Below are 26814 nucleotides of genomic sequence, written 5' to 3' on the forward strand. Positions count from 1 at the left end.
AATCAATAACTTATCGTCTAACCAAATCAAATAAGTACAGCATCTCGCCTAAACTATTCTTAACTATCCCAATTGTTTGAATTTTATTGATGGAACGCGTCGAGAACCGGAAGTGCTTCGTGGTCGAAATCCCACAACGCCTGGTTTTCAAACGGCGAACCATTCGTGGACTCGGGCCCGCGGAACGCCAACCATTCGCTTCCCCAATATGCGAAACCTTGGCCGTATTGAGAATCGTCGACCAACGTGCGGATCGCATTCACGAAATTTTTCTGTCCGTCGGGCGTCGCAGGATAACCTGAAACGAGTTGGCCTTCTTCGCCGACGATGTTGTTCGTCCAATCGTCCCAACCCAAAGTGAATGGATACGCGGTTTCAGCCACGAGTACTTTCTTGTTATGAGCCGCGCCCAACGTATTGATCGCATTTGTCAACGCCGATAGGTTCGCGCCGTGCCAAACCGGGTAATACGACAGCCCGATGTAGTCGTAATCGACGCCCGCCGTCTTGTTGAAGAACCAATCCGAACCCGAAGTTCCCGCATAATGCAACATGATCTTCGTATTCGGGGCTTCGGCGCGGATCACGGCGCTGATGGCTGAAAACAGTTGCACCGATTGCGCTTCGTTCGTCGACAATTTTCCCATCGGCCACAAAAGACCGTCGTTGGTTTCGTTTCCAATCTGGATAATGTCGGGATTGATTTCCGATATGATGTCCGACGTATAATCTTCAGCGACCGTTTTTAGCTGCGCGAACGTAAGTGTCGACCACGCCGACGGAGTCGTTTGCGCGCCCGGATCGGCCCAAGTGTCGGAATAATGAACGGTCAACCACACTTTCATGCCCGCAGCACGCACGCGATTCGCCAACGTTTTGACTTCCTGCATTCCCGAATGTGCGTCCGATGGATTCTTCCACAAACGGATTCGGATCGTATTGCAACCCGCGTCTTTCAACGTCGTGAGCGCATCTTTTTCGGCTCCGTCTTCATAATAGACCGCGCCTTCGCTTTCGATCAACGGCAGATACGACATATCGGCGGCGCGCACGAATTCCTCGGTTGGAATAATCGGACCGTCGTCATCATTTGGCGTCGAATCGTCCGACCCGCCGCACGCTAGAGGCAACGCGATCATCGCGACAATACCCAGCGTTAGCATATACTTTTTCATATCAATAGGATTGGAATTTATAAATCGTCTTGTGGTGATAAATGGAATCTTTCCTGAGCATCGAGCTTGGGAAATTCGCGTGGTTTGGCGCGTCGGGAAAATTCTGCGTTTCGAAACAGATCCCGCTGAGCGCATGGTAATCGGCGCCTTCTTTGCCTTTGATGCGGTCAAAGCAATTTCCTCCGACGTAAATGTGGACGCCGGGCTGGTTCGTAAACACCGACATTTTCAATTTTTTTCCTGGGCTGTACAACGTCGCGGCCTGTCCGTAATCGCCTTCGAGCACGAATGTATTGTCGATGCTTTGGGGACACGGTTTGGCCTGCGAAAAATCGAAAGCGTGATTTTGCAGCTCTACGAAATTTCCCGTCGGAATGTTTTTGGAATCGGTCTCGACTATTTTGTTCGAATTGACCGTGAGCAATTGGTCGGTTACATTTTTATCGTGTCCGTCGAGGTTGAAATAACTGTGGTGCGTCAAATTAACGACCGTATCTTCGGTCGTGATTGCCTTGTATTCGACGATGAATTCGTTTTCTTCGGTCAACGTATACGTAAGTTCGACCGTCAATTTCCCGGGAAAATGTTCGTCGGTGTCGGCACTCACGAGCGATAATGTTATCGACGGATTGTTTCCCGGCAACAGGCGCTTCACATTCCAGATTTTTTGGCCGAACCCGACGTTGCCGCCATGAAGCGTGTTTCCGTTCTCGTTCGCATTCAGTACGAATTGCTTTCCGTTCAGTGAAAAATGTGCGCGGGCGATTCTTCCCGCATAACGCCCGATCGCGGCTCCGAAATAAGGCGCGCTCGGCAAATCATATGCATCGAGGTAATCCTGCAGATTTTCGAAGCCCAAAACAGTATCGATCATTTCGCCCGATTTCGTCGGAACCTGAAGCGATGTCACGGTCGCGCCGTAGTCGGAAACGCGCAATTGCATGCCGTTCTTATTCTGGAGCGTGTACAACCCAACTTTTTCGAAGCCGTTCGCAAAACCGAACACTTTCTCAAAAATGGGCTCTACAAAATTGGATATTTGTTTTAGTTTCATCTAAATCTTGCGTAATATGAAAACCAAAAGTAAAATTTGATTCGGTAAAACCATACCGTTACCTACCAGTTTTTGTATATTTGCGACAAATTTTTTAACGAATGAAGCTGATTTCGATCCTCAACAATTCGGGCGTACCCAAATACAAGCAGATCATCGCGTCTCTGGAAAAGGCGATCGGCAACGGAATTCTGGTCAAAGGCGACCGATTGCCGTCGGTAAATAAAGTTTGCCTTGAATTTACTTTGTCGCGCGACACCGTGCTTTTGGCCTACGAAGAACTCAAGAAACGCGGTATCATTCTCGCGATTCCGGCCAAAGGTTATTACGTAAAAAGCACTGAAATCAGCATACGCGAGAAGATTTTCCTGTTGTTTGACGAACTCAATTCGTTCAAGGAAGATTTATATAATTCGTTTTTGGAAAGCGTCGGAAAAGATGTCCAGGTCGATATTTCGTTCCATCATTTCAACAGCAAGATGTTCGCGAAACTCATCGACGACAGCAACGGAAACTACACGAAATACGTGATCATGCCCGCGAATGTCGAAAATGCGGCCGAGGCGATTTCACATCTTCCATCGACCGAAGTTTTTATCCTCGACCAGACCAGTGCCGAACTTTCAAAATATCCCGCCGTATACCAAAATTTCGTGTCGGACATGTACAACGCGCTCAAGAAAGGCAAATCCCGACTCGACCAATACGGGAAGTTCGTGCTGATTTTTCCGGGATTCCGCGAGCCGCTTGGCATGCGTGAGGGTTTTTTGAATTTCTGCAACGATTTTGTGGTCGACCATGAAGTGATTTCAGAATTCGACGGACGCAACATCGCCCATGGAGAAGTCTATATTATTCCGAACGACCGCGATCTCGTGCGCGTGATCGAACAATCGAAAAAGCAACGGTTTGAGGCGGGCAATGATTTCGGGATCATCTCGTATAATGAAACGCCGCTCAAGAAAGTCGTCGGCGACGGCATCACGACGATTTCCACCGATTTTGAGGCGATGGGAAAAGTCATGGCGAAACTCATCTTCGACGGCAAGAAAAAACAAATCGAGAACAAATGCGCACTGATTATGCGCAACTCGCTGTAATTTCCGAACTTCGCAAAAAATCCCGATGAAAAAGTTACTTGCCCTCTTAGCGTTCGCGTTCCTGTTTTCCTGCCAATCCAACGGCGACGATGAAGACTACGAATGCGAAAACAAAGTCTGGAACATGGTTATTGCAGGCGAAATGTATTACGCGACGTACGGCCCGACCGAAGCTTCGTCAGGAACGGTGGAAGTCAACGAAGAAACCTACGATTACTATACGGGATTGGGCAACGTGAACGACGGATCTTTGTGTTGGGAAGGAACGAAAAACTGATTCAACTATTCCTTTTCGCGTTTTTCCAGCCGGCTTAAGGTTTCCCTTGAGACGCCGAGGTATTGCGCGATCAACGTTTTCGAAACGCGCTGGAAAAGTTGTGGATATTGCCTGAGCAACAATTGGTATTTTTCTTTCGCCGAATTTTTCATGAACGACAACACGCGTTTCTGCAACGCTACGTAACCTGAGAACGACTTCTCGCCATGAAACCGATACATCTTTGGAATACGACGGCACAATTCGCTTTTGTCGAGAAGACTGAATTCGAGCACCAGGCAAGGTTCGAGCGCCTGAATTGAAACTTCTCCGACATCCTGGACCGAATACGCCGCGTAATCAGAAACCCACCAATTTTCCATCGCGAACTGCAGGATGTGTTCTTTGCCGCTTTCGTCGAGCACGAAGGCTTTAAGCAAACCTTTGACGACGAGGAATTCCGATTGAACTTTATCGCCGCTTTTTATCAGGAATTCCTTTTTTGAAACGTGTCTGGGTTTGAACTTGGGCAAAATTTCAGCGAACTCGTCGTCAGTCAAACCGACAATCCGTTCAATGTGATCGCGTAAAAATGATGCGTGCTCCATTCGGTAAAAATAGGAATAGTGCACGCATTTTCATCAATCATTTCGCGAATTCACTTACCGAAACCGGCTCGAAAACTGACGCCAGATGTTCCAGGTATTCGTTTCGGTATGCCTCGATCCGCTCGCTCGAATTGTTCTTTTCGACATCGTGAAAGTGGAAGCTCGGCAACGCATCCATTCCGGTAAACTGGTTCATTTTATGGAATCCGAACATCACGCCTTCGTCCACGCTTTTCTGTTCGAAGAATTCACCTTTAAGCGTGAATGCGGTCTGGGGCGCGTTCCAGCTTGTCGTCAACACGTAGTTTCGTCCGTGCATCAATCCGCCGGTCCCGTAGTTTATTTCAGGATTTTCAGCCTTTCGCCCATCGTTGTAATACAAACCGTTTCTATGCCCCGCCGTGAAAACCTCATCGAGATACGTCTTGAATTTATGCGGGAGCGAGAACCACCAGATCGGCGTATGGTAGACAATCGTGTCGGCCCAAGCGAATTTTTTGACTTCGGCTTGGGCGTCGTATGGTTGGCTCACATCGGTAACCTGAACCTCGAAACCGTTGGCGGCCGTGAAAAATGTCTTGTCCCAACTTACAACGGTCTCATTGAATTTCGCGCCCGAATGTGCGAATGCGTGCGCGCCGTTAACGATGAATATTTTTCTCATGATATTATTTTTTGGCAAAGTTCGCCCGAAACGCAAGACACGGCCTGTGACCTACATCACAAAAAAATCCCCTTCGATCGGAAGAGGATTCTTATGTCAATAACGTTTTTAGTTAGTTCTTCGATTCGAGTCTTGAAAGTCGTTCTTCAAAGGCTTCCATTTGCTTTTTGCGCTTTTCAGATTCGGCCTTGAGTGCCACATTTTCTTTGCGCAACGCCTCGATTTCGCCCTGTTGCTCCTGAACCGATTTCACGAGCGGCATGATGAACTGGCTGTACGCGACGCTGTAATTGTCGGTTGGATTCGACGCGTCGGGAATGTGAAGCCCATCGAAATCATAACCCAATTCATTCGCGGCTTTTTCGATGTCCTGCGCCAAAAATCCTGTGCGGACGATGCCCGACGATTTGTCGAACGCATTTCCTTTCACATCGGTTTTCAAACTATCAGGAATATTTTGCGACAGATATTGCTGGAATTTACGCGTGTCGAAATTGTATGTGACCGGCTTCAGCTTCATGATGAAATCGAGCCCGGGGACGTTTTGCTTCACGTTGAACTTGAACCGGGCATCCGATGGATTGAAATATGGAACCTGGCCTTCGATCACTGTTACCGCGGCATTTCCGAATCGGACCTTATCGGACAAATTCACGATAGCGGCATTCCCAATCGCGGTCGCATTGCTGATTATTCCGGTTGATGTATTTGCGGTATTCCCGACAGCCGTATTATTGTTCCCGACCGTATTCGTGATCAGGGCGCCTGTTCCGAATGCCGAGTTCCCGCTTCCGTTACTGCTGTAAAGTGCCGACGCACCTGAAGCCGTATTGTTGCTTCCGGAAATATTGAAAACGGCGGCCAGGATGCCTGAAATCGTATTATTGTTTCCCGAGACGTTCGATCCCAACGCATTCGCGCCCGATGCGGTGTTGCTGTTTCCGTCCATATTGGCGGTAAGTGCGTATCGCCCCATCGCGGTATTGTTGATTCCCGTGACGTTTTTCCTGATTGCGAAAGCGCCTGAGGCGACGTTCCCGCTTCCCGTTTTATTGTCGATCAAGGCCGATGCGCCGATCGCGGTATTTTGTGAACCCGACGTCGTATAATAAAGCGTGGAACTTCCTACGGCCGTATTCCCAATGCCGTCGATGTTGTCATGCAACGATGCGGCGCCGACCGCAGTATTTCCCGAGCCGATCGTGTTCGAGACCAGGGAATTCGTTCCCGTTGCGGTATTTCCGTTTCCCGATGTATTGGTAGTCAACGCTCCCGATCCCAACGCGACATTGCTTTCTCCGGTCGTTGTATTTTTCAATGCGTTCGCGCCGATTGCCGTGTTCCAAGACGCCGTCGATCCCGCGTAAAGCGCCCGATAACCAAGAGCGGTATTGTTGTTTCCCGACGTATTCGCGTTCAAAGCGAACCAACCCGTAGCCGTATTGCAACTCCCGATCGTATTGAATTCCATTGAATTGTTCCCTATGGCCGAATTCGAAAACCCGACGGTGTTTGCAAAAAGCGAGTGATAACCCATCGCGACGTTCGCGGCTCCGCTCGTATTCGAAAAACCCGATCGCGTACCGATGAATGTGTTGACATTGTTCGTCAAATCGTCGTTTTGGCCGGCTTCTTCGCCTATGAATATCGATTGGCCGCTGTTGTAAATCCCGATTTGGCCTTTTTGCGAAAGGCGTAAGTGTAACGTATTGTTCGTCCTGAAATCAATGTCCTGGGCGTTTACGGTCCCGATGAAGTTCGTCCCGCTCATGGCGTTGGCGTTCCCGCTCGTGTCCCAACCTTTAAAACTGCTCAGGTTGATCCAAATTCCGGCGGCGTTGTTCCAGTAATAAAATCCCGGAAGGCTCGAACCCGACCCTACAGCCAAATAGACGAGCATGCCATCCTGGGAAACCGATGGATTAATTGAGGGAAACACGTTAATTCTTGGAATCAGTATACCGTCAGTGCTTGAAGGCGCTGACGGATTCGAAGCAGCGATCTCCAGCTGCGCATTCGGCGTAGTCGTACCGATGCCTACCTGGGCGTTCACTATCGCACAAAGTATCAGTGCAAGCGTAATACAAATTCGATTCATCATAAAAAAAGCAGATTGGGACTCTGTAATGTTTGATATGCCAAATTTATAAAGTTTTATAAGAATCTGTCATTCAAGACGTTTTATTCGTCAAAAATCCATTTTTTGTCGGTGAATTTGAGGTTTTCCGTAAGAAATTTTGGTAAAGAAATCTTAAAGCAATTGCGATTCCGACGACGAACAGCATTTTATCGACGAATTGCAGCCGAATGAAATCGACGGTAAACAATCGCCCTTTCGCGTTTTTATTTACCTTTGGCTTTCTGCAAAACCTCTACATCAAAATGAAGAAAATTTATTTCCTCGCGTTCGTGCTTTTAGCTTCGGTAAGCCAGCTCGCAGCGCAACAATTGAAGTCGCCCAACGGCAATTTGACGATGAATTTTTCGCTGCTTCAAGGCGGCGTTCCGTCGTATACTTTGAACCATAAAAACAAACCTGTCATCAAGCCAAGTAAATTGGGTCTTGACCTAAAGGTTCAAAAGGACGATAAAAACCCGAAATCCCTACTCAACGATTTCACGGTTTCCGATACGAAAACGGCAACTTTCGATGAAACCTGGAAACCCGTTTGGGGCGAAGTGGCGAACATCCGCAACCATTACAACGAGCTCGCCGTGACGTTGAAGCAATCTGGAACCGAGCGTTTGATGATCGTGCGTTTTCGTTTGTTCGACGACGGCTTGGGTTTCCGATATGAATTCCCACAACAAAAAAACCTAACGTATTTCGTAATCAAGGAAGAAAAAACCCAATTCGCGATGGCAGGCGACCACACGGCGTTTTGGATTCCCGGAGATTACGACACCCAGGAGTATGATTTCACGACGTCGAAATTGAGCGAAATCGAACCGCTCATGAAAAAGTCGGTGACGGCGAATTTGTCGCAGACATCGTTTTCAGACACAGGCGTCCAAACCTCGCTCATGATGAAATCGGCCGACGGCTTGTACATCAACCTTCACGAAGCCGCGCTCATCAATTATTCGTGCATGCATTTGAACCTCGACCCGAAAACCTTGACGTTCGAATCTTGGCTCACTCCCGATGCCAAAGGTGACAAAGGTTACATCCAGGCGCCATCGACTTCACCTTGGAGAACGATCATGGTCAGCGACGATGCACGCGATATCGTGGCGTCGAAAATAACATTGAACCTCAACGAACCGTGTAAAATCGACGATACGTCTTGGATCAAGCCTGTAAAATATGTCGGTGTTTGGTGGGAAATGATCACGAACAAGTCATCTTGGGCTTATACTGACGAGATTCCCGCGGTGCAACTCGGCGTAACCGATTATAGCAAAGCAAAACCGAACGGCCGCCACGGTGCGAACACGGCTCACGTCAAAGAGTACATCGACTTCGCCGCGAAACACGGATTCGGAGGCGTTCTCGTCGAAGGCTGGAACCAAGGTTGGGAAGATTGGTTCGGACATTCAAAAGATTACGTTTTCGATTTCGTGACGCCTTATCCGGATTACGATGTCAAGGAATTGCACCGATACGCGGCGTCGAAAGGCGTGAAAATGATCATGCACCACGAGACGTCTTCGTCGGTCAGGAATTACGAACGACACATGGACAAAGCGTACCAATTCATGAAAGACAACGGTTACGATGCCGTGAAATCAGGCTATGTGGGCGATATTTTGCCAAGAGGTGAAAACCATTACAGCCAATGGATCGTGAACCATTACCAATATGCGATCGAGAAAGCCGCCGATTACAAGATCATGGTGAACGCTCATGAAGCGGTGCGTCCGACGGGAATTTGCAGGACGTATCCCAACCTAATCGGAAACGAAGCCGCCCGAGGAACCGAATACCAATCGTTCGGCGGATCAAAACCGAACCACGTGACGCTGCTTCCGTTCACGCGTTTGCTTGGCGGCCCGATGGATTACACGCCGGGAATCTTCGAAATGGATTTAACGAAATTGAATCCCGACAACCATTCGCACGTGAACGCGACGATAGCCAACCAACTCGCGCTCTACGTAACGCTGTATTCGCCTTTGCAAATGGCCGCCGATCTGCCTGAAAACTACAACCGTTTCCTCGACGCGTTCCAGTTCATAAAGGACGTCGCGATCGATTGGGACGAAAGCAAATACCTCGAAGCCGAGCCCGGACAATACATCACGGCTGCGCGCAAGGCCAAGGGAAAACAGGACTGGTTCATCGGAAGCGTCGGCGGAAACGAAACCAGGACTTCAAAGATCAACTTCGACTTCCTCGACAAAGGCAAAACCTACGTCGCTACGATTTACGCCGATGCCAAGGACGCGCATTACAAGACGAATCCACAGGCGTACACGATTACGAAAGTACTCGTGACCAGCAAATCGAAATTGTCGCAAATGGTCGCTCCGGGCGGCGGTTACGCCATTTCGGTTTTCCCTGCGACGGCTGAAACTTCTAAAGGACTCAAAAAGCTGTAATCGACATGACCCGAAATCTAACTGCACTTTTCCTTTTGTTGACAGTTGTATTCTCGGCTTCGGCCCAAAAGAAAACCGACGATCAGCAAACGAAAATCGCGATGCTCAAATCGTTCTACACCGAATATATAATCGCGAATTCCAAAACCCCGATCGACGAAAAAGAAGTCGACGCAATCAAGAAAAAGTATTGCACGGCGAAGTTCCTCAAACAACTTGCGGCCCAACAAGCCGGCGGCGAAACCGACTACGACATCTTCGTGAGCGCCCAGGATTACGACATCGAATGGCTCAAGTCGCTCAAGATCGAGCCATCGGCGACGTTCAATGTTTTCCGCGTCACGTACGACATGAATTTCGAGGACGACCAAGCGCTGATCCGACCGGTTGTCGCCAAGGAAAATGGAAAATTCAAGATCGACGACATCAAAACCGATTGATACAAAAGCCCCTTCAAAACGATGGGGCTTTTTTAACACGGAATTTTAGTGGGATTTTGTAATTTGAACCAAATAAAATCAATGTCAAAAACCTGCTGCAAACCGCAAGAAGACGATCACGATCACGACGACCATGATCATGATCACGACCATTCGGGTGAATCTTCAGGTTGGAAAGGCCATTGGGCGTTGCTATTGGCGATCGCGATCTTGTTCATCTTACTCACCGCCGAATATGGATTTTCAATCCTACCTAAGTTTCCGATAAATCTTGTCATGTATTCGATCGCGTATCTGCTCGCGGGTTACAACGTTTTGTACCTCGCGTATCGAAAAGCGATCAGGTTCGACTTTTTCAACGAGTTCTTTTTGATGAGCGTGGCGACTATCGGCGCGTTCGCGATCGGGTCATATAGTGAAGGCGTCGCCGTAATGGCATTTTATTCCATCGGGGAATGGTTCCAGGACGAAGCCGTGAACCGCGCCAAACGCAGCATAAAGGCGTTACTCGACATCAGGCCCGAATCGGTTGGCGTGAAGCGAGACGGGAAAACCGAGAACGTGCACCCGAGCGAAGTCGAAATCGGTGAAATCATCGAAATCAAACCCGGAGAAAAAGTCGCGCTCGACGGAGAATTAGCGTCGGAGAAAGCATCGTTCAACACCGCTGCATTAACAGGAGAAAGCCAGCCCGACCAAAAAAGCGCGGGCGAACCGATCTACGCCGGAATGATCAACCTCAATACTGTCGCTCAAGTAAAAGTCACGGCCAAATTCGCCGACAGCAAACTAAGCCGCATCCTCGAAATGGTTCAGGACGCGACGGCCCGGAAATCCCAAACGCAATTGTTCATCAGCCGATTCGCTAAAATCTACACGCCGATCGTTTTCGCGTTGGCGCTGCTGGTTTGCGTCGCACCTTATTTTTTTGTGGCCGACTATGAGTTCCGCGAATGGTTTTACCGCGCGTTGGTCTTCTTGGTCATCAGTTGTCCTTGCGCGCTCGTCGTGTCGATCCCGCTCGGCTACTTCGGAGGAATCGGATTGGCGTCGAGAAACGGAATTTTGTTCAAGGGTTCGAACTTCCTCGACGTGATGACCAGGATCGACACGGTCGTGATGGACAAAACGGGAACGCTTACCGAAGGCGTTTTCAAGGTGCAGGAAATCAAGTCGAACGGAATTTCAGAACAGGAACTCCTGGAAACCACAGCCGCGATCGAAAGCCATTCGACGCATCCGATCGGGCTTGCGATCATCGAAAAAGCGGGACGCGAAACCATATCGGACAAATCGGTTTCGAAAGTCGAGGAAATCGCGGGACACGGTTTGCGAGGCGAAGTCGGTGGACGCGAAGTTTTGGCCGGAAACGTGAAGTTGCTTCAGAAATTCGGGATCGACTATCCAAAGGAAATCGATAACATCGCGTTTACGTTGGTCGTGGTCGCGATCGATAAAAAATACGCGGGCCATATCGTGATCGCCGACCAGATAAAATCGGACGCCAAAAAAGCGATAGCCGAAATGCACGCGCTCGGCATAAAAACCGTCATGCTTTCAGGCGACAAGCAAGCCGTCGTGGACGAAGTGGCGAAATTACTCTCGATCGATTCGGCTTTCGGGAATTTATTGCCTGAAGGAAAAGTCGAAAGAGTCCAGGAACTCAAGGACGCGGGCAAGAAAATCGCGTTCGTGGGCGACGGAATCAACGATGCGCCCGTAGTTGCGTTAGCCGACGCCGGAATCGCAATGGGCGGACTGGGCAGCGACGCGACGATCGAAACCGCTGACATCGTAATCCAGAACGACCAACCTTCAAAAATCGTCTCGGCTATCAAAGTCGGGAAAATCACGCGCAATGTGGTTTGGCAAAATATAATATTGGCAATGGCCGTGAAAGTTGCGGTTCTGGCTCTGGGCGCGAGCGGCGTTGCGAATTTATGGGAAGCCGTGATCGCCGATGTCGGAGTCGCGTTGCTCGCGATCTTGAACGCGGTCCGGATCCAGCGCATGAAACTTTAGGTTCCGATGATCGACGCAATAGAAATTTCGATTTTGATAATTTTCGCGATAACGGTTTTTTCGGCCGTTTCTTTTTCAATAATCGCGGTCTCAAGTATGAAGCGAGGAAGTTTGATCGGCGGATTGAAGCGTTCCAAATTGGGTTTTCCTTCGTTGATCGCCACGATATTCGGCGTCTTGGTTACGTTCCTGCTTCACTCGTATGAAAACCAACTTATTCGTGACGAGATAAAGATCTTTTCGAGTAAACCAGGATTCGAAATCATCGCGGACGGGAAAGTCGACCCTTTTCTAATTTATCCATTTAAAGGTATCAGAAAACCAAGGTCCATCGGACATACGTTCGACGATAAAGTCAAAATCGTCTTGAAGGCAGGAAACGACAGCATGGATTTGAGGATCGAACGAAAGAAAAACAGCTCTGTTGGATTTTGGGTATATTCGGAAGAACACTTTTTGGCGAGCGCCATTTGTGTCGGCGAAATCAGTCTTCATTATTGAGTTTGCGTCGCGCTAATCACAAGTGTTGTTTGCGTGCCTGACCGTCAGTTGCCATCTACCGACATTATTTTTCATCCAAATGTTCGTGTAACGGCGCGACAATCTTTTTTTCGCATTCGGCGCTCCCGCGGCAGGAACGACAATTTCGCTTCCCATGACGACGACCATGTCTTTGTAGAATAGAAATTTTTCAGGTGTTCGCGAAAATTCGGTGTAGCGGATCGTGCCTTTTTTGATCAGGTCGAGCAACTCTTTTTTCTCGTTGACGATTCGGTTCGTCGGATGATTTACGGTTATGTCGTCGCTCATCAAGCTGTCCAACGCAATCGAATTGCCTTCGAAAATCGCTTTTGCATGCGCCAAATCGAGCTCCTTGATTAGCTTTGAGTCCGGCGGTTTCAAATTCGTTTTGGGCCAAAGCTGAAATTGAAATAAAAAACACCGATAACAATATTGCGATTCTCATGATTCCTGTTTTAGCGTGTCACTAAAGTAGAAAATTAATCCAAAGACGACTTAACTATCTTTCAGTCAATTCGTTGAACGCAATAATGCAGCTAATCAACGTGCGGAAGTTCTCAGGAATTCTTTCCAGACCTGTTTGAGTTCGTCGGCGACGTCATTTTTTATGGAGATGCCCGACGATTGCGTGGACCAATGTTGTTTCGACAAAATTCCGGAATTCAGCGTTTCCATGTCGAGAATCCGTTCCGTGAACGGGTCGCGCAACGTTTCGAAGTTGATCATCACGCGAATCCTGTGCTTGCCGCTGTGGTTCGTGCCTTCAAATGGTTCTGACGATACGAAGCCCGAACCGATTATGCCGCGCGGTTCTTTGCCGAGTTTTATCAGAAACGCCGCATCGCCGATCTTCACCGATTTATGGCTCGCGCAACTCCAATCCTCGACGAAAATTCCGGTTTGCCTGAGTTCGAGAATGTCATCTTTGAGAGTCGGCCATTTCCATTTCTCGGCGTTCCATGCAAATAGGAATGTTTTCATGGTTTAAAGTTAACCTAAAATGTGATCGGGATTCGTCCGCGTTAGGGATAGCAGCAGAAATCCTTTTGTCGCGATGAGCTTGTCGAATCGCGACAAAAGATTGGAGCGGATAGCCCGACGGCGGCGAGGCAAATGCGAATAGCTTTTGCCTCGCCGCCGGAACGCACAAAAAATTTACTTCATCGATTGTTTGATCGCTTTTACGCCCGATAAGTGTTTTTCGATCATGGGCAAAAATTCCGTGGCGAATTGCATGACGTCGATGTCGCTGTATTTGCTGGCTTTTTTGAATTGCTTGACGTCGCGCTTGTGGTCGATTTTTATCATGCTTAGGAATTTCCTGTCGAAATCGGCTCCGGTTTTTTCACTGAGTTTGGTGAGCGCCTTTTGCTTTTTGTCGCTGATTGCTTTTGGCAACATCACGTTTTTCTTTGCGGCCACTTTTTCGAGTTCGCCGAGTAACGCAGTTTGGTCTTTCACCATCCATTCGCCGTAGTCGCGTATGTCTTTCGTGGTTCCTTTTTGGATGGCGAGTTTGCCTTCTTCGCGATCCATCATGCGCGCGTCGGCGGCCTCGGTTAGGAAACGTGCGATTTCTTTTGGATCGGTCGGTTTTACCGTAAACGCCAATGTTACGGCGAGAACGAATGTGAGGATGATTGCTTTCATGACTTTTTTTTAGAGTCATAAAGTTCGGTTTCCGGTTGCGGATTACGTTACAGGATTGCGGGTTTCGCGTGTATGTTTCTGGAAGTCATTGAGTAAAAAAAACTTGTCGCCGAAGCAAACTTCAGTAAATGAAAAAAGCTCCTCGATTAAGAGAAGCTTTTGTACCCGGCTCAACCTTTGCAAGTTTGAGCCCGTGTCTCATTGTCAAAGCAAACGTCCTTAAATGAAAAAAGCTCCTCGATTAAGAGAAGCTTTTGTACCCGGGGCCGGGCTCGAACCGGCACGGTTTCCCACAGGTGTTTGAGACCAGCGCGTCTACCAATTCCGCCACCCGGGCATTTTTGATTAGGTAGTAACCGTTTTGTGCGTGCAAATGTAAAAAGAAATCTTTATTCCAACCAAAAAATTGTAGAAAATATGCTTTCGACTGTCGATTTTATTCCTAAATTTGCACCTCGTTTAAGAAACGCACACACAACTAACTACTTAACAACACATTAAACGATGCTAAATCACGAACCGGAAGCAAAGATTTTCGCGTGTACGCAAAGCACCTATTTGGCCGAGAAAATCGCCGAAGCTTATGGTGCGCCGCTTGGCAAGGTAACGTTCTCTGAATACAGCGATGGTGAATTCCAGCCGTCGTATGAGGAATCGATCCGCGGGATCCGCGTGTTTATCGTCTGTTCGACGTTTCCGAGCGCCGATAACCTTATGGAACTTTTGCTGATGATCGACGCCGCGAAACGTGCCTCGGCCCGCCACATCACCGCTGTAATCCCTTACTTCGGATGGGCGCGCCAGGATCGCAAGGACAAGCCGCGTGTTCCGATAGGAGCCAAACTCGTAGCCAAGTTGCTCGAGGCCGCCGGAGCGACACGCATCATGACGATGGATTTGCACGCTGACCAGATCCAGGGATTTTTTGAGAAACCGGTGGACCATTTGTTCGCCTCGACGATCTTCTTGCCGTATGTGAGAAGCCTCGCGCTTGAAAACCTTACGATCGCATCGCCTGACATGGGTGGATCGAAACGTGCTTACGCTTATTCCAAGTTCTTGAACTCGGATGTGGTGATTTGTTATAAGCAACGCAAGGCGGCGAATGTTATCGAATCGATGGAACTCATCGGGGAAGTAAAAGGCCGAAACGTGATCTTGGTCGATGATATGATCGATACGGGAGGAACGCTTGCAAAGGCTGCCGATCTGATGATCGAAAAAGGAGCGCTCAGCGTTCGCGCGATTTGTACGCATGCTATCCTTTCAGGTGGCGCGTATGAGAAGATCGAGAACTCTCAGTTGACTGAATTGATCGTGACCGATTCGATTCCTTTGAAAAAGCAGTCGCCGAAGATTAAAGTCGTGACCTGTGCCAACCTTTTCGCCGATGTGATGAAAATGGTTCAGGAGAACAAGTCGATCAGCGGCAAATTTGTAATGTAAATTTTAATATTAACTATAATTTTTTTTATCAATGAAATCGATTACGATTAAAGGATCAGAAAGAGAAAACGTAGGCAAGTCTTCGACAAGGTCGCTACGTGATGCTGGATTGGTTCCGTGCGTAGTATACGGCGGCGACAAACCAGTGCATTTCTCAGCAGAAGAGAAAGCTTTCAAAAGCTTGGTTTACACACCGAACGCACACACTGTCGTGCTTGATCTTGGTGGAAAATCTATCAACGCAATCTTGCAGGATATCCAGGTTCACCCTGTATCTGACAAGATTCTTCACATCGACTTCTTCGAATTGAACGAGAAGAAAGAGATCACGATGGAAGTTCCTGTGAAAATTACAGGTACGTCTCCAGGTGTTCTTGGTGGTGGTGTTTTGCGTTTGAACACTCGCAAATTGAAAGTGAAAGCCCTTCCGGCCGATCTTCCTGACTTTGTGAATGCCGACATTTCAGAACTTGAAATGGGTAACAAATTGTACGTTACAAAATTGGCTGCCGACAAATACAAATTGTTGCACCCTGACAACACTGTTGTAGCTCAAGTGAGAATTTCACGTGCTGCTATGAAAGCTGCCCAGGAAGCTGCGAAAGCCGCAAAAGCTCCGGCAAAAGGGAAGAAAAAGTAAGCAATCGTAACGTCGAAGGTCATGACGTCTTAAAGGCTTGGCCGAGACTGCGAAATCATATTTTTTTAAGGAAAGCCTCGATGAAAGTCGGGGCTTTTTTTATGGTTTGAGGTTTGGGAAGTTTTGAGCGATGGCTTTTAATTTTGGGGTGGTGTGTGGTTTTGGGTGGTGTGCGTGGTTTAAGGGTGATGTGTGGTTTCAGGATAATGTGGTTTAGGGTGGTGTTTGTGGTTTTGGGATGTTGGATTTCAGGACGGTGGATTTTAGGATAATGTGCGTTTTTTGTGTAGCTGGGTTGTGTGGAACAGCGCGAACTTGTGGGTGGGTGGCGGTGGCAAATTTATCGTAACGAAATTTCTAATCGGCAACGCCACGATCGTAAACGGAAAGCTACACCAGCAAAGCAATCTCCTAATTTTCCAATTTGATTTTTAGCGTTTCCAGATCAGTTTGTACCGCTCTCGCGTCGTCGTCAAATTCCTTTTCGGTTTTTCCTGGCGTTCTAAACAACGTAAATACGACCTCAGTTCCCGAACCGTTCTCTATTACACGCAAATGGCTGTCTACTTTAGTGCCATCGGGTAAAGTCACGACTTGGTCGATAACACCGAATTCGTTTTTCGGCACGAGTTCGAACTCAATTTTTCCAAGGTCGGTTTCAGCTTCCCAAACCAAATCCGTTTTCTTTCTAACCGATTTCACGAAAGCCAACCATTTCGGGAAATTCTCAGGATCCGATGCAAATTCGTAAACCGAATCCTTTGGCCTATTTATGGAAACACTGATATTCTTAGCTGCAAATGTCATCATGGAATTGATTTTTAGTTGATGCCTCGATTCGGCCCTGTCGCAACTAAAAAGCAGGACAACAGCCACATATAAAGTTAAGAATTTCATCCTCATCAAAATTTAGTTACACATCATTTAACGTCCGCTTTCGCAAAAATATACGAAATCACATTTCCGACCAATTCCGGATCCTGATTGTGCACGCCATGACTATACTGCGGCAACAACATCAAAAAACTGCGATCGTTGGTTGCGATCATTTTCGAATAATGTTCGATCCGCAGATCGTCAAATGCCTTGAACCAAGGTTTCCCACTCAGACCAAGTTTCGCGTTCATCTCTTCCTCGAATTTTTCACTGCGGCGGTTGTACGCGATCAAAACCGCGACGGGAATGTTGCCCAACGGTTTCAGGTTTTGGTATTCCGCGAAAAAAGGTTCGCTCGCGCGCAATTCACGTTCGGCTTCCGCGCGCAGACCATTGGGCGTATTTTTGTCCTGCGAAATGTCGGTAAGCATTTTCGGCCAAAGTTCACGATAACCGATCTTGCTCTTGGACTGCTTTGTGGCAGCGGCATTCTCAACATCCGACAACATGAAATCCGTCGGATCGATAAAGACCATTCCCGCCACTTCATCGGGATATTTTGACTCGAACAAACGAACGAACGCGCCACCTATTGAATGTCCGACGAGCAAATACGGCGGCTTTATCTTGGCCTTTACAAGCAATGTGTGCAATTGGTCAACGACATCGCTGTCGGTCTTCACGGCCGGATCGATTTGGGATTCGCCCAGGCCGTTCCTGTCATACACGAAATAACTCGCGTCTTTGGGCAGGTATTGGAACACGGTTTCGAAGTTTCCGCCGCCCATTCCCAAGCCGCTTTCGAATACGATTACGGGTTCATTGGGTTTTCGATTCTCGGATAACGTGATTTTGTAGGCGATTTTCAAATTGTTGAGGATCTGGAATTGCGTCGGCAGTTGGGCGCTTGCAAAAAACGGGACGAATCCTACAAGGAATAACAAAATTGATTTCATGATTGTGATTTGATTGTGATTGATCGCTAAAGTAATGATTAGTAGATTAGAAAATTAGCGGATTAGCGGATGATGCGTGTCGCCGAACAAATAATGCGATCGATCTCCTAAACTCCCATTCGCTTATCCGCTAATTTTCTAATTTTCCAATTCCCTAATTCCCTAATTTTGCACCCATGAACTTTTTCTCCAAACTTTTCGCGCGAGAAACAAAAGACGATTTCGGTCCTATGAAGAAATATCTGATTGCCGGCTTAGGAAACATCGGTGCCGATTATGTGAACACGCGCCACAACATCGGGTTTAAAGTGCTCGACTTTTTGGCGAGAAAAGAAGGTTTGCAATTCGAGACGGCAAAACTCGGAGCGGTTGCCGAATATAGTTTCAAAGGCCGAAAGTTCATCTTGCTCAAACCGAACACATACATGAACCTGAGCGGGAAAGCCGTGCAATACTGGTTGCAAAAGGAAAATATTCCGCTTGAGAATTTACTTGTGATCACCGATGATTTGAACTTGCCGTTCGGTACGATCCGGATCAAACCCAAAGGTTCCGATGGCGGACACAACGGTCTCAAGAACATCAACCTGGTTTTGAACACGCAAAATTATACGCGTTTCCGATTCGGGATCAGCGACGAATTCAAGAAAGGGCAACAGGTCGATTACGTTTTGGGCGACTGGAGCGACGATGAGAATTCAAAATTGCCCGAACGTCTTGAATTGTCGGGTGAGATCATCAGGTCTTTTGGAACGGCCGGACTCGAAAATACGATGACCTCATATAACGGAAAGTGATGGCCGATCGATGGTTTGACCGGAGATTGAATTTCAGTTCATTTGAAGTTTACGCGTTTTCCAGCAACCGGACGCCGCGTTAGGGATCGAGGCTTTGTCTGAGCTCGTTTTGTAGCCTGCGGAAAAACAGCGAGTGCCGAAAGCCCGGCGCCGCCGACACTTGAAAAAGATTTGTAGTTGATTCGGCGCAACGCCCAAAAAATCATTTTACGACGGAACGATACTGCTGCCTGTACTGGGACGCGCTTTTTCCCGTCAATTCCTTGAACGTCTTATTGAAGTAACTGAAGTTGTTGAAGCCGCTTTCGTAGCTGATTTCAGTGATCCCGATCGATTTTTCGGCGAGTAGTTTCGACGCATGCACGACGCGGTATTCGTTCACGAAGCGTGTGAATGTCTTGTTCGTGACTTTCTTGAAGTAGCGGCAGAACGACGGCACGGTCATGCTGACCAAATCGGCCATTTCTTCGAGCGTGATCGGGTTTTGGAAATGGTCCTTGACGTGGTTGAACACCAAATTGATCCGGTCGTTGTCCTGGACCTGGGTTTCCAGGGCGAAACCTTCGGCGTTCAATATCTTGAAATCCTGGGCGAGATGTAAATCATTCAAAATGGAAAGCATCGACATGAGGCGTTCGAACTGCGGCAGCTTTTCCATTGATTCGATGCGATCGCCGACGGCTTTCTTGGTGGTTTGCCCGAATGCGATTCCGCCTTTCGCCTGGTTGAACAGCAGCCCAAGATTCTTCATTTCGGGCAGGTCCTGGAACGCGCTTCCCAAGAAGTCGGGCTTCATTTGGATGACGGTTTCGTTCTTATTGCCCGTGGCTTCGTCCGTAAATCCGCAATGCGGAAGGTTGCTGCCGATGAGAATCAAGTCGCCGTCATTATAATAGGAAACGTGGCTGCCGATCTGGCGCTTGCCCGAGCCGCCGTTCACATATACCAACTCGACCTCGGGATGGTAATGCCAAACGTGGGATTTCGCGTTGGCGTTCTCGTCGAACCGGGAATAATGGAACGAACTGCCGAACGATGGTTCTATGACTTCTAAAGCGGGCTTCATATGACAAAATTACGCACTTCAAAAAAGCGCTTCCTGTGCAAATTTAACCATAATCTATTCTAAATTACCATTTAACCTTAATTTAACCTTGTTCGATGTTAATCCAGAACATAAATTAGAAAATATGCTGTTAAACGTGCACACTTTAACCCTATACTTTTACATCATAGAACTTTAAATGAATTATAAACCTAAATCTTTAAGACAATGAAAAATTTCATGAAATTCGGTTTGGTTATGGCAATGCTTTTCGCAATGGCCTTTTCTACATTCGCCAACACTACAGATTTTTCTTTACGTGTAATGGGCACAAACGGTAAAACGGTGAGTTTCTCACTCGTTGAAGCAAAAGACATCACGCTTTCACTATATGCTGCGAACAACGAACTTTTGTTCAGTGAGAAAGTGGATTCGAACGGACAGATCAACCGCAAGTACGACTTGAACGCGTTCCCGAACGGAACTTACACGCTTGAAGCGGAATCGGCTGCTAAGGTTTCGACTTACGAGATTACGGTTTCAAACAACGAAGCTAAAATCTCAGAAGCGAAAGCCGAAGTTAAAAAACCGATGGTCGTAAATAAAAACGGTCGCGTCAGCCTAAGCATCATCAATCAGCGCAACACGCCGATCGAGATCACGTTGTTCGACGAGAACGGGGTCGAGTTGTACACGGAAAGAACCGACGCTAAAATCAGCCTTGTCAAGATGTTCGACTTCAACCAAGTTTCTACGGGCGAGTTCACTTTCGTGACGCGTTACGCGAACAAACAATTTACCGATACGATTACTGTCGGAAACTAAACCTAAAGTTAGCAACTGAAAAGCCCTCCGGAAACAGAGGGCTTTTTTTATTTCTCAACAGGTTTGGTTGGATTGCGGAACTTTTTCGAACCGTAACGTCGAACGTAGCGATTTATGTTTCAAAGTATTCAATCTATTTTCGGCCCAGGCTTCTCCCAACCTGAACTTTGTTTTTCGCTGCCTGTTGTGATAGGTTTCGGCCCGATCTTCTTTCGTCCGATCTGATTTCATGCCCAAACGAAATTCGGCTGGTCTTGTGTATATGAAATGATTCGGTCTACAAATGAAAAACCCTCCGAAACAGAGGGCTTTTTTTATTTCTTGATGAGTTTGTCAGACTTGAGGAACTTTCCTTGACCATAGAGTCGCAAGTAGTAGATTCCTGTTTCGAGGCTTTCGGTCGATACGCGGGTCTCGCCCTTTTCAATCCTCACGGTCTTTTTGAGTTGGCCGTTGTTGTCGTATATCTCGACTCGATCCACGGCCGTCAAATCGGATTTTATGTCGAAGTAGCGATCGGCCGGATTCGGATAAATTGAAATGCCGCGGTTCACGTACGTTTCCTTAACACCGAGCAACGACGCACGCGGACCATTTACCGTAGCCTGAACGAGACTTTTCTGATCGAGCGTGAAAAACGCCATGCACGCATCGTCGACGTAATCCATGAAGTTCATGAACATCGCGCCGTCCTCGGTAGGTTCGCACATGTTGCTGTTGTCAGGATATGTCGGGCATCCGAAATATGGATCGTTTACGGGCGGAGTGTCGGCGACATCATCGTCGTTTTGCAAATCGCCACAACTTGTACTATCGTCTCCCCAAGTATGTTTCAAGCCGAAATAATGGCCGAGTTCGTGCGTAACGGTTCTTCCTTTATTGAAAGGTGCGAGCGCGGTTCCGTTGCACCCGAAATATTTATATGAAATGCAAAGGCCGTCGTAATTCTCTCCCGCAGCTGCCGGAGGCGTTCCGAATCCCAACATTCCGGGTGGAAATCGTCCGATCCAGATATTCAGGTAATGCGACGTATCCCAAGCGGGTTCGCCGTCAGGCGTGTAATATTCGATGTCGAAAACGAAGTCATCGGGAACGGATTTTCTTGTGATGCCGCTCGTTGGCATTCCGCTTGGCGTGATCGTAGCCTTTGCGAAACATATTTCCATGTCGGCTCCGAATTCCTGAAACGCTTCAGGAACGACGTCTAAAAAATCCGGATTACACTTCCTGAAATCCTCGTTCATGGCCGCGAGCTGCGAGTTGATCTGCGCATCGCTTATGTTCTGCGTCTGGTTTTTGTACAGCACGTGAAACACTACTGGAATCGTAACTACGTTCGGATTTTGGGAAGAATTATTTTTTTGAAGGTTCTTGACATCTTTCAAGTAACGTGAAATTACTTTATGGCGCGACGCAAAACCCGGATCTTCTGCTTTCAGTTGCTCGATCTTGGCATTGGTGCTACACGTCCGTTGCGCGAAAAGCGAGGACGATCCCAATATCAAAAGCGCGAGTATGAGTTTTTTCATAAAGCAGTTTCCATCGACAAATCTATCAAAAAAAACATCGAAAGTTACAGTTAGGTGCATTTATTATTATATATCAGCAAATTACCGAAATAAAAAAGGGAAGCTCTCGCCTCCCTTTTTTCTATAATCTACGTTTTTGATTACTCGACAACGATGCGTTTTACCGCTTTTTTGCCTCCGTTCTCAACAGTCACGATGTACACGCCTGATTGAACCGATTGCAATTGAAGGTTCTCTTCAAAGACGCCTGTCGCAGGATAAACCTTGTTGAAGATTCTTCTTCCCTGGATGTCGTGGATGTTGATTTTCACATCGTTCGCTCCGTCAGGATTGAATCTCACGTTGAAGTTACCGTTGTTTGGGTTAGGATAGATGCTGAATTCCTGCAAGTTGAAATCCTCGGTTGCCAACGTTACTGTAGTCGTAGTGGAACACAGCGTCAGCGTGAAACTGTTCAGCGTTCCCGTTTGTCCCGTTACCGCATCGGCCAAGGCGAAATTCCATGTTCCGGCAGAGTTCATTCCGTCGAGTATGCTCAATGCGCTTGTTGTCGGAATGTAGGAATTTCCGCCCGCAAGACCAGCACAAGACAAAGCAACACCTTCATCATCGAATGTAGTGATCATGTTTGCAGGAGTTCCAAGAACCGGACAGTTTCTGTCATAAACAATTGCGTTTACAGTTCCGCTTCCAGGTATTGCCAAACCTACTCTCAAGTCGTTCACGCGCGGGTGAGTGATGTTTACGGTAAGATTGGCATCGGTGATCGTGAAACTATCAGGAACTGCAACAGCGTACCCGAAGAATCCTGTCGCACCTGTTCCAACTGCCGCGTTTGGCGTAGCCGTATAGTTGTTACATGTATTCGTAACTGTTACCGTATATCCGATAGAGAATGATTTTGAAAGCGCGTAGTAAATGTTACCGATAGCTTCGATCATGATACGGCAATATGGCGCCGCAGTGTTCGGAACCGTGATTGCTTCATTACCGTCGTTTGCAGTATTGGCTACAAGGGTTGAGAACGTCGCTCCATTATCAATGGAAATCAGGATATTTACGTTAGCCGTGTTGATTCCGTTTGCGTTAGTCCCCGCAACATCCCAAGTGATTGTCTTTGGCGTGTTTTGTGTCCAAGTTTCGTTTGTCGTGTTCGGATAGGTAACCGCGAATGGACCGGCAAGTGCCGATGTATTGACCACCATCGCGTCAGTTGCCGTTTGCGATGTAGTCGGGCTGTTGCTGTCTCTTCCCGTAAGCGTGAAGTTCATCGCTCTTGCGACGTTCGATACGCTTTCCCAAGTCGAAGTCAGGTCGCCTTCCAATACTCTCGCGAATGCAGGCATGTAACGGTTAGGCGACGCCGTCGGGTTGAATGATCTGAAGTTTGGTCCCGCAGGCTTCGTAGGATAAGCGATACTGTTTGCGCCCGTAGTCGCAGCCGTACCCGTATCGTTTTGTTCCCAACAATATGTGATCGAATCTCCTTGCGCATCAGAACCTGTTCCTTTCAAGATGAACGCTGTTCCTTTTGGGATCAAATAATCAGCTCCGGCGTTGATTGTCGGAGGCGTGTTTGCCAATGGCGTGCTTATAGGACATGGTTTGCTTGCCATGTTCGATTGTATCTGCAAAATACTTCTATAGGTGAAATACGGATCAGAATGCGGTTGGATATTCAAGTTCGCAGTCGGAACGACGCCGGCGTATGCCATGATGCTCGTTCCACTGCCCGGTTCAACGTTTACACCCGCGCTTTCGATAGCGTATGAGAACGTGTGGTTCGCTCCCATTTGGTGACCCATTTCGTGTACAACGAAGTCGACGTCGAAATTATCTCCCTGCGGAATTCCGTCAGCCGGAGATGTAAATCCACTTCCTTTGTTCTTATCGGTCGTGCTGGCCGTATCGTCGACGCAAACGCATCCGATACATCCCGCGTTACCGCCGCCACCGCTCGCTCCAAAAAGATGCCCGATGTCGTAGGCCGCGTTGCCAAGAACGGTAGTCAAGGTGTTTTGCACTTCAGTATTCCAGGTTCCTGCCGAACCTACGGCAGCGTCTGAATATGGATCGGTAGCCGCGTTCGTGTAGATTACAGCCAAATTTCCTGCGATGATATTAAGGTGAATGGCCAAATCTTTTTCATTGATCCCGTTCACGCGTGTCATCGTAGCGTTCATCCCTGCAAGCGCGCCTGCTTGGGTTGCGCCGAAATACGTCGTGTATTCACCTGTACAAGAAAGCGCCAAACGCATCGTCTTGTAGCTTTGGTTACTCGCCATAGCGACCTCGTTGCTGAGGCGTTGGTTGAGCGTGTGGTCATCTTCAGTACCGCAGTTCCACGGCAAAGCTCCCACTGATCTCGTCGCGCGCTCGTAAGCCACGTAAACACCGTGATCAGTTGTGTAAGGCTCGATGAATTCCGATCGGCGGTCGGCTCTCAAAATCATAGTTTGTACTCCGATCGGAGAAACGCTGAAATTTAAAGATGCTGACGGATCTGTGATTCCTTTACCGACGTAAGCGCGGATTTCAGGAAATTGTGCCTGCAATTCAGGTTCGAAGTTCGAGTTTTCCCAAACCTGGAAACGCTCAAGTTGACCTTTTGCATTGGGGATTGCGATTTCAATTCCAGCCTGGCCCGAAAATTTGTCGGTAGCGGCCGCAAGCTTTTGTTGCAATTCTGTTTGGTTCAACTGGTAAAGCTGTTGGCTTCCGGATACGTTGTCTTCCCTGACCACTTGACGACCAGTGAGTTTATCCGACCCAACTTTTTGCCATGACGATCCTTTTTGTGCAGACAAAGTACCTGCGGAAAGCGCCAATGCTAAAAAAAGTAATGATTTTTTCATTGAATAATAAGTTTTTCCAAATGTATTGGTTTTTGTTTGGATTTGAAATAGATAGAAAAAAAACAAGGTTATAATGCTGTTTTTTAGTAATTTCTGACATAAAATCCTGAGGATATGTTTTCTCGCCGATGTCAATTTCCGTTCATCAAAAATCGACGAAGGTTTGCGTGCCATACAAACTCCCGCTACATTTGCAATAAAGACTTCAATTTGAGAATTTTCGATTCCATACAAGATTTCAATCACGAGGGGAAAACGATCCTTACGCTGGGCACTTTCGACGGCGTTCACGTCGGGCATCGGAAAATCATCTCGCGCTTGCTGCAATCGTCGCAAGATGAAAACTGCGACAGCGTGATCCTGACGTTTTTCCCGCATCCAAGAATGGTATTGCAATCGGATTCCGACATAAAACTGCTCAACACGATGCCTGAAAAGGCTGCGCTGCTCGAAGCCGCCGGATTGCAACATCTCGTGGTGCATCCGTTCGACAAGGAATTTTCGAGACTTACGGCCGAGGAATTCGTGCGCACGATCCTAGTCGAAAAGTTCAACATCAAGAAAATCATCATCGGCCACGATCACCGCTTCGGGCGAAACCGCACCGCGACGATACACGACTTGATCGAGTTCGGGCAGCAATACGGTTTTGAGGTCGAGCAACTGTCGGCCCAGTCAATTATTCAGGAGCAGGAAAAACAACAACTACTGGCTCGCCAGAACGAGGTATTGGAACACCAGGTGGCCGACCGGACCGCCGAGTTGAGCCGATCGTTGCGCGACCTGCAAACTACCCAGCAGCAACTTATTCAGAAAGAGAAGATGGCCAGTTTGGGCGAACTGACGGCGGGCATTGCCCATGAAATTCAGAATCCGCTCAACTTTGTCAATAACTTTTCGGAGGTGTCGGTCGAACTGCTGACGGAGTTGGAAGAGGAGCAGGAGCGCCCCGCCGATGAGCGTGATGTTGAACTGGAAAAAGAAATTCTTGGCGACATCAAGCAGAATATCAGCAAGATTAGCCACCACGGGCAGCGGGCAGCCAGTATTGTGAAGGGCATGCTGCAACACAGCCGCGCCAGCACCGGCCAACGCGAACCCACCGACCTGAACGCCCTGACCGACGAATACCTCCGGCTGGCGTATCACGGTATTCGGGCCAAAGAAAAAACCTTCGAGGTAAGCCTTGTTACGCACTTCAATCCAGATCTGCCCGCAGTAGCCACCATTCCGCAAGACATTGGTCGGGTCTTGATGAATCTGTTTATCAACGCGTTCCATGCGGTTCAGGAACGTACCCAGCGGAGTGCTGACCAGCGAAGTGCCGACAACCAAAGTACGTATCAGCCTACGGTGACAGTAACCACAGAACGGGTAGGCGACAAGGTACAGGTTCGGGTACATGATAACGGCACGGGCGTTCCTGATGAGGTACGTAGCAAGATCTTCCAACCCTTCTTTACCACCAAGCCAACTGGAAAAGGTACCGGTCTGGGCCTGAGCCTTAGCTACGATATCGTTACCAAAGGCCACGGCGGCACGCTTGATTTACACTCTGAACCCAGCCAATTCACCGAGTTTATTGTAACTCTCCCCATCGCATGACCATCGCCATCATCGAAGCTACCGGCATGTTGGGCCAACCAGTTACCCACGAGTTGCTGTCGGCTGGATACAAAGTGCGAATCATTGCCCGACATGTAGCGGAGGCCAAACGCCTGTTTCCAACGGCTGAGGTCGTTTTTGGTGATCTGAGAAAGCCGGAGTCGTTACCTGTTGCGCTGGCTGGCTGCGAGGCAACGTACCTGAGCC

The 26814-nt window shown here is 48.0% G+C and carries 25 protein-coding genes and 1 tRNA gene; 12 read left to right on the top strand and 14 right to left on the bottom strand.

The window, feature by feature from the left end; all coding sequences use genetic code 11:
* Positions 1-83: 83 nt before the first annotated feature.
* Together EOO50_RS00865 and EOO50_RS00870 are read right to left on the bottom strand one after the other, a co-directional pair.
* Positions 84-1175, bottom strand: coding sequence for a glycosyl hydrolase 53 family protein (locus tag EOO50_RS00865; RefSeq protein WP_290836975.1), 1092 nt, complete (start codon positions 1173-1175; stop codon positions 84-86).
* A 1-nt stretch (position 1176) separates the two neighbouring features.
* Positions 1177-2229: an aldose epimerase family protein gene (locus EOO50_RS00870; protein ID WP_290836977.1), complete on the bottom strand. Its 1053-nt coding sequence runs from the start codon at positions 2227-2229 to the stop codon at positions 1177-1179.
* A 101-nt stretch (positions 2230-2330) separates the two neighbouring features.
* Here EOO50_RS00870 and EOO50_RS00875 point away from each other — a divergent pair, with 101 nt between their 5' ends.
* Together EOO50_RS00875 and EOO50_RS00880 are read left to right on the top strand one after the other, a co-directional pair.
* Complete coding sequence (locus EOO50_RS00875; protein WP_290836979.1) at positions 2331-3329, top strand: GntR family transcriptional regulator; 999 nt, start codon at positions 2331-2333, stop codon at positions 3327-3329.
* Positions 3330-3354: 25 nt separating this feature from the next.
* Positions 3355-3606, top strand: coding sequence for a hypothetical protein (locus EOO50_RS00880; RefSeq protein ID WP_290836981.1), 252 nt, complete (start codon positions 3355-3357; stop codon positions 3604-3606).
* Between the two features lie 5 nt (positions 3607-3611).
* Here EOO50_RS00880 and EOO50_RS00885 read toward each other — a convergent pair whose 3' ends face one another.
* The 3 genes from EOO50_RS00885 to EOO50_RS00895 form a co-directional block, all read right to left on the bottom strand.
* Positions 3612-4193, bottom strand: coding sequence for a Crp/Fnr family transcriptional regulator (locus EOO50_RS00885; RefSeq protein WP_290836983.1), 582 nt, complete (start codon positions 4191-4193; stop codon positions 3612-3614).
* Positions 4194-4230: 37 nt separating this feature from the next.
* Positions 4231-4857, bottom strand: a complete 627-nt coding sequence (locus tag EOO50_RS00890; protein ID WP_290836985.1) for an NAD(P)H-dependent oxidoreductase — start codon at positions 4855-4857, stop codon at positions 4231-4233.
* Between the two features lie 112 nt (positions 4858-4969).
* Positions 4970-6958, bottom strand: a complete 1989-nt coding sequence (locus tag EOO50_RS00895; RefSeq protein WP_290836987.1) for a tail fiber domain-containing protein — start codon at positions 6956-6958, stop codon at positions 4970-4972.
* 281 nt (positions 6959-7239) lie between these two features.
* Between EOO50_RS00895 and EOO50_RS00900 the strand changes: the two genes are divergently transcribed.
* The 4 genes from EOO50_RS00900 (at position 7240) to EOO50_RS00915 (ending at position 12362) form a co-directional block, all read left to right on the top strand.
* A complete protein-coding gene (locus tag EOO50_RS00900) occupies positions 7240-9399 on the top strand; it encodes a glycoside hydrolase family 97 protein (RefSeq protein WP_290836989.1) in 2160 nt (719 codons plus the stop codon).
* Between the two features lie 5 nt (positions 9400-9404).
* Positions 9405-9839: a DUF3828 domain-containing protein gene (locus tag EOO50_RS00905; RefSeq protein WP_290836991.1), complete on the top strand. Its 435-nt coding sequence runs from the start codon at positions 9405-9407 to the stop codon at positions 9837-9839.
* 81 nt (positions 9840-9920) lie between these two features.
* Positions 9921-11861 carry a heavy metal translocating P-type ATPase gene (locus EOO50_RS00910; RefSeq protein ID WP_290836993.1) on the top strand — a complete coding sequence of 647 codons (1941 nt, stop codon included), beginning with the start codon at positions 9921-9923 and terminating at the stop codon, positions 11859-11861.
* Positions 11862-11867: 6 nt separating this feature from the next.
* Positions 11868-12362, top strand: coding sequence for a hypothetical protein (locus EOO50_RS00915; protein WP_290836995.1), 495 nt, complete (start codon positions 11868-11870; stop codon positions 12360-12362).
* Between the two features lie 12 nt (positions 12363-12374).
* Here the strand turns inward: EOO50_RS00915 and EOO50_RS00920 are convergent, their stop codons facing one another.
* The 4 genes from EOO50_RS00920 to EOO50_RS00935 all read right to left on the bottom strand — a co-directional run bounded on the left by EOO50_RS00920 (position 12375) and on the right by EOO50_RS00935 (position 14370).
* Positions 12375-12764, bottom strand: coding sequence for a nuclear transport factor 2 family protein (locus EOO50_RS00920; RefSeq protein WP_290836997.1), 390 nt, complete (start codon positions 12762-12764; stop codon positions 12375-12377).
* 159 nt (positions 12765-12923) lie between these two features.
* Positions 12924-13364 (bottom strand): hypothetical protein, encoded by a 441-nt coding sequence (locus EOO50_RS00925; protein WP_290836999.1) that lies wholly within the window; start codon positions 13362-13364, stop codon positions 12924-12926.
* A gap of 174 nt (positions 13365-13538) precedes the next feature.
* Positions 13539-14033 (bottom strand): DUF4142 domain-containing protein, encoded by a 495-nt coding sequence (locus EOO50_RS00930; protein ID WP_290837001.1) that lies wholly within the window; start codon positions 14031-14033, stop codon positions 13539-13541.
* A 257-nt stretch (positions 14034-14290) separates the two neighbouring features.
* Positions 14291-14370: transfer RNA gene (locus EOO50_RS00935), tRNA-Leu, on the bottom strand.
* A 167-nt stretch (positions 14371-14537) separates the two neighbouring features.
* On the opposite strand from EOO50_RS00935, the gene EOO50_RS00940 reads away from it, so the two are divergent.
* Complete coding sequence (locus EOO50_RS00940) at positions 14538-15479, top strand: ribose-phosphate pyrophosphokinase (RefSeq protein ID WP_290837003.1); 942 nt, start codon at positions 14538-14540, stop codon at positions 15477-15479.
* Between the two features lie 31 nt (positions 15480-15510).
* A complete protein-coding gene (locus tag EOO50_RS00945) occupies positions 15511-16119 on the top strand; it encodes a 50S ribosomal protein L25/general stress protein Ctc (RefSeq protein ID WP_290837005.1) in 609 nt (202 codons plus the stop codon).
* Positions 16120-16530: 411 nt separating this feature from the next.
* On the opposite strand, the gene EOO50_RS00950 is transcribed toward EOO50_RS00945, so the two are convergent.
* Both EOO50_RS00950 and EOO50_RS00955 read right to left on the bottom strand, forming a co-directional pair.
* Positions 16531-16929 carry an SRPBCC family protein gene (locus tag EOO50_RS00950; RefSeq protein ID WP_290837007.1) on the bottom strand — a complete coding sequence of 133 codons (399 nt, stop codon included), beginning with the start codon at positions 16927-16929 and terminating at the stop codon, positions 16531-16533.
* A 110-nt stretch (positions 16930-17039) separates the two neighbouring features.
* Positions 17040-17951: an alpha/beta hydrolase gene (locus EOO50_RS00955; RefSeq protein ID WP_290837009.1), complete on the bottom strand. Its 912-nt coding sequence runs from the start codon at positions 17949-17951 to the stop codon at positions 17040-17042.
* Positions 17952-18127: 176 nt separating this feature from the next.
* On the opposite strand from EOO50_RS00955, the gene pth reads away from it, so the two are divergent.
* The gene (gene pth, locus EOO50_RS00960; protein WP_290837011.1) at positions 18128-18748 is read left to right on the top strand and encodes an aminoacyl-tRNA hydrolase; all 621 of its coding nucleotides are present in this window, start codon (positions 18128-18130) and stop codon (positions 18746-18748) included.
* A 202-nt stretch (positions 18749-18950) separates the two neighbouring features.
* On the opposite strand, the gene EOO50_RS00965 is transcribed toward pth, so the two are convergent.
* A complete protein-coding gene (locus EOO50_RS00965; protein ID WP_290837013.1) occupies positions 18951-19814 on the bottom strand; it encodes an AraC family transcriptional regulator in 864 nt (287 codons plus the stop codon).
* 207 nt (positions 19815-20021) lie between these two features.
* Between EOO50_RS00965 and EOO50_RS00970 the strand changes: the two genes are divergently transcribed.
* The gene (locus EOO50_RS00970) at positions 20022-20618 is read left to right on the top strand and encodes a hypothetical protein (protein WP_290837015.1); all 597 of its coding nucleotides are present in this window, start codon (positions 20022-20024) and stop codon (positions 20616-20618) included.
* Between the two features lie 314 nt (positions 20619-20932).
* On the opposite strand, the gene EOO50_RS00975 is transcribed toward EOO50_RS00970, so the two are convergent.
* Both EOO50_RS00975 and EOO50_RS00980 read right to left on the bottom strand, forming a co-directional pair.
* Positions 20933-22147 (bottom strand): T9SS type A sorting domain-containing protein, encoded by a 1215-nt coding sequence (locus EOO50_RS00975; RefSeq protein WP_290837017.1) that lies wholly within the window; start codon positions 22145-22147, stop codon positions 20933-20935.
* Positions 22148-22287: 140 nt separating this feature from the next.
* Positions 22288-25002 carry a reprolysin-like metallopeptidase gene (locus tag EOO50_RS00980; protein WP_290837019.1) on the bottom strand — a complete coding sequence of 905 codons (2715 nt, stop codon included), beginning with the start codon at positions 25000-25002 and terminating at the stop codon, positions 22288-22290.
* Positions 25003-25212: 210 nt separating this feature from the next.
* Between EOO50_RS00980 and EOO50_RS17690 the strand changes: the two genes are divergently transcribed.
* Positions 25213-26607, top strand: a complete 1395-nt coding sequence (locus EOO50_RS17690; RefSeq protein WP_363331691.1) for an ATP-binding protein — start codon at positions 25213-25215, stop codon at positions 26605-26607.
* Positions 26604-26814 (top strand): NAD(P)H-binding protein (locus EOO50_RS00995; RefSeq protein WP_290837021.1); only part of this gene is annotated, 211 nt, incomplete at its 3' end. The genes EOO50_RS17690 and EOO50_RS00995, both read left to right, overlap by 4 nt.

The sequence above is a fragment of the Flavobacterium sp. genome (genome assembly GCF_004211145.1).
Taxonomy (GTDB): domain Bacteria; phylum Bacteroidota; class Bacteroidia; order Flavobacteriales; family Flavobacteriaceae; genus Flavobacterium.

What these genes read in the sequence shown, in the direction of transcription:
- EOO50_RS00910 (WP_290836993.1), top strand. Translation starts at nt 9,921, where the DNA reads ATGTCAAAAACCTGCTGCAAACCGCAAGAAGACGATCACGATCACGAC.
- EOO50_RS00975 (WP_290837017.1), bottom strand. Translation starts at nt 22,147, where the DNA reads ATGAAAAAACTCATACTCGCGCTTTTGATATTGGGATCGTCCTCGCTT.
- EOO50_RS00895 (WP_290836987.1), bottom strand. Translation starts at nt 6,958, where the DNA reads ATGATGAATCGAATTTGTATTACGCTTGCACTGATACTTTGTGCGATA.
- EOO50_RS00950 (WP_290837007.1), bottom strand. Translation starts at nt 16,929, where the DNA reads ATGATGACATTTGCAGCTAAGAATATCAGTGTTTCCATAAATAGGCCA.
- EOO50_RS00905 (WP_290836991.1), top strand. Translation starts at nt 9,405, where the DNA reads ATGACCCGAAATCTAACTGCACTTTTCCTTTTGTTGACAGTTGTATTC.
- EOO50_RS00940 (WP_290837003.1), top strand. Translation starts at nt 14,538, where the DNA reads ATGCTAAATCACGAACCGGAAGCAAAGATTTTCGCGTGTACGCAAAGC.
- EOO50_RS00930 (WP_290837001.1), bottom strand. Translation starts at nt 14,033, where the DNA reads ATGAAAGCAATCATCCTCACATTCGTTCTCGCCGTAACATTGGCGTTT.
- EOO50_RS00945 (WP_290837005.1), top strand. Translation starts at nt 15,511, where the DNA reads ATGAAATCGATTACGATTAAAGGATCAGAAAGAGAAAACGTAGGCAAG.
- EOO50_RS00875 (WP_290836979.1), top strand. Translation starts at nt 2,331, where the DNA reads ATGAAGCTGATTTCGATCCTCAACAATTCGGGCGTACCCAAATACAAG.
- EOO50_RS00865 (WP_290836975.1), bottom strand. Translation starts at nt 1,175, where the DNA reads ATGAAAAAGTATATGCTAACGCTGGGTATTGTCGCGATGATCGCGTTG.
- EOO50_RS00980 (WP_290837019.1), bottom strand. Translation starts at nt 25,002, where the DNA reads ATGAAAAAATCATTACTTTTTTTAGCATTGGCGCTTTCCGCAGGTACT.
- EOO50_RS00890 (WP_290836985.1), bottom strand. Translation starts at nt 4,857, where the DNA reads ATGAGAAAAATATTCATCGTTAACGGCGCGCACGCATTCGCACATTCG.
- pth (WP_290837011.1), top strand. Translation starts at nt 18,128, where the DNA reads ATGAACTTTTTCTCCAAACTTTTCGCGCGAGAAACAAAAGACGATTTC.
- EOO50_RS00915 (WP_290836995.1), top strand. Translation starts at nt 11,868, where the DNA reads ATGATCGACGCAATAGAAATTTCGATTTTGATAATTTTCGCGATAACG.
- EOO50_RS00885 (WP_290836983.1), bottom strand. Translation starts at nt 4,193, where the DNA reads ATGGAGCACGCATCATTTTTACGCGATCACATTGAACGGATTGTCGGT.
- EOO50_RS00900 (WP_290836989.1), top strand. Translation starts at nt 7,240, where the DNA reads ATGAAGAAAATTTATTTCCTCGCGTTCGTGCTTTTAGCTTCGGTAAGC.
- EOO50_RS00870 (WP_290836977.1), bottom strand. Translation starts at nt 2,229, where the DNA reads ATGAAACTAAAACAAATATCCAATTTTGTAGAGCCCATTTTTGAGAAA.
- EOO50_RS00925 (WP_290836999.1), bottom strand. Translation starts at nt 13,364, where the DNA reads ATGAAAACATTCCTATTTGCATGGAACGCCGAGAAATGGAAATGGCCG.
- EOO50_RS00965 (WP_290837013.1), bottom strand. Translation starts at nt 19,814, where the DNA reads ATGAAGCCCGCTTTAGAAGTCATAGAACCATCGTTCGGCAGTTCGTTC.
- EOO50_RS00880 (WP_290836981.1), top strand. Translation starts at nt 3,355, where the DNA reads ATGAAAAAGTTACTTGCCCTCTTAGCGTTCGCGTTCCTGTTTTCCTGC.
- EOO50_RS00955 (WP_290837009.1), bottom strand. Translation starts at nt 17,951, where the DNA reads ATGAAATCAATTTTGTTATTCCTTGTAGGATTCGTCCCGTTTTTTGCA.
- EOO50_RS00970 (WP_290837015.1), top strand. Translation starts at nt 20,022, where the DNA reads ATGAAAAATTTCATGAAATTCGGTTTGGTTATGGCAATGCTTTTCGCA.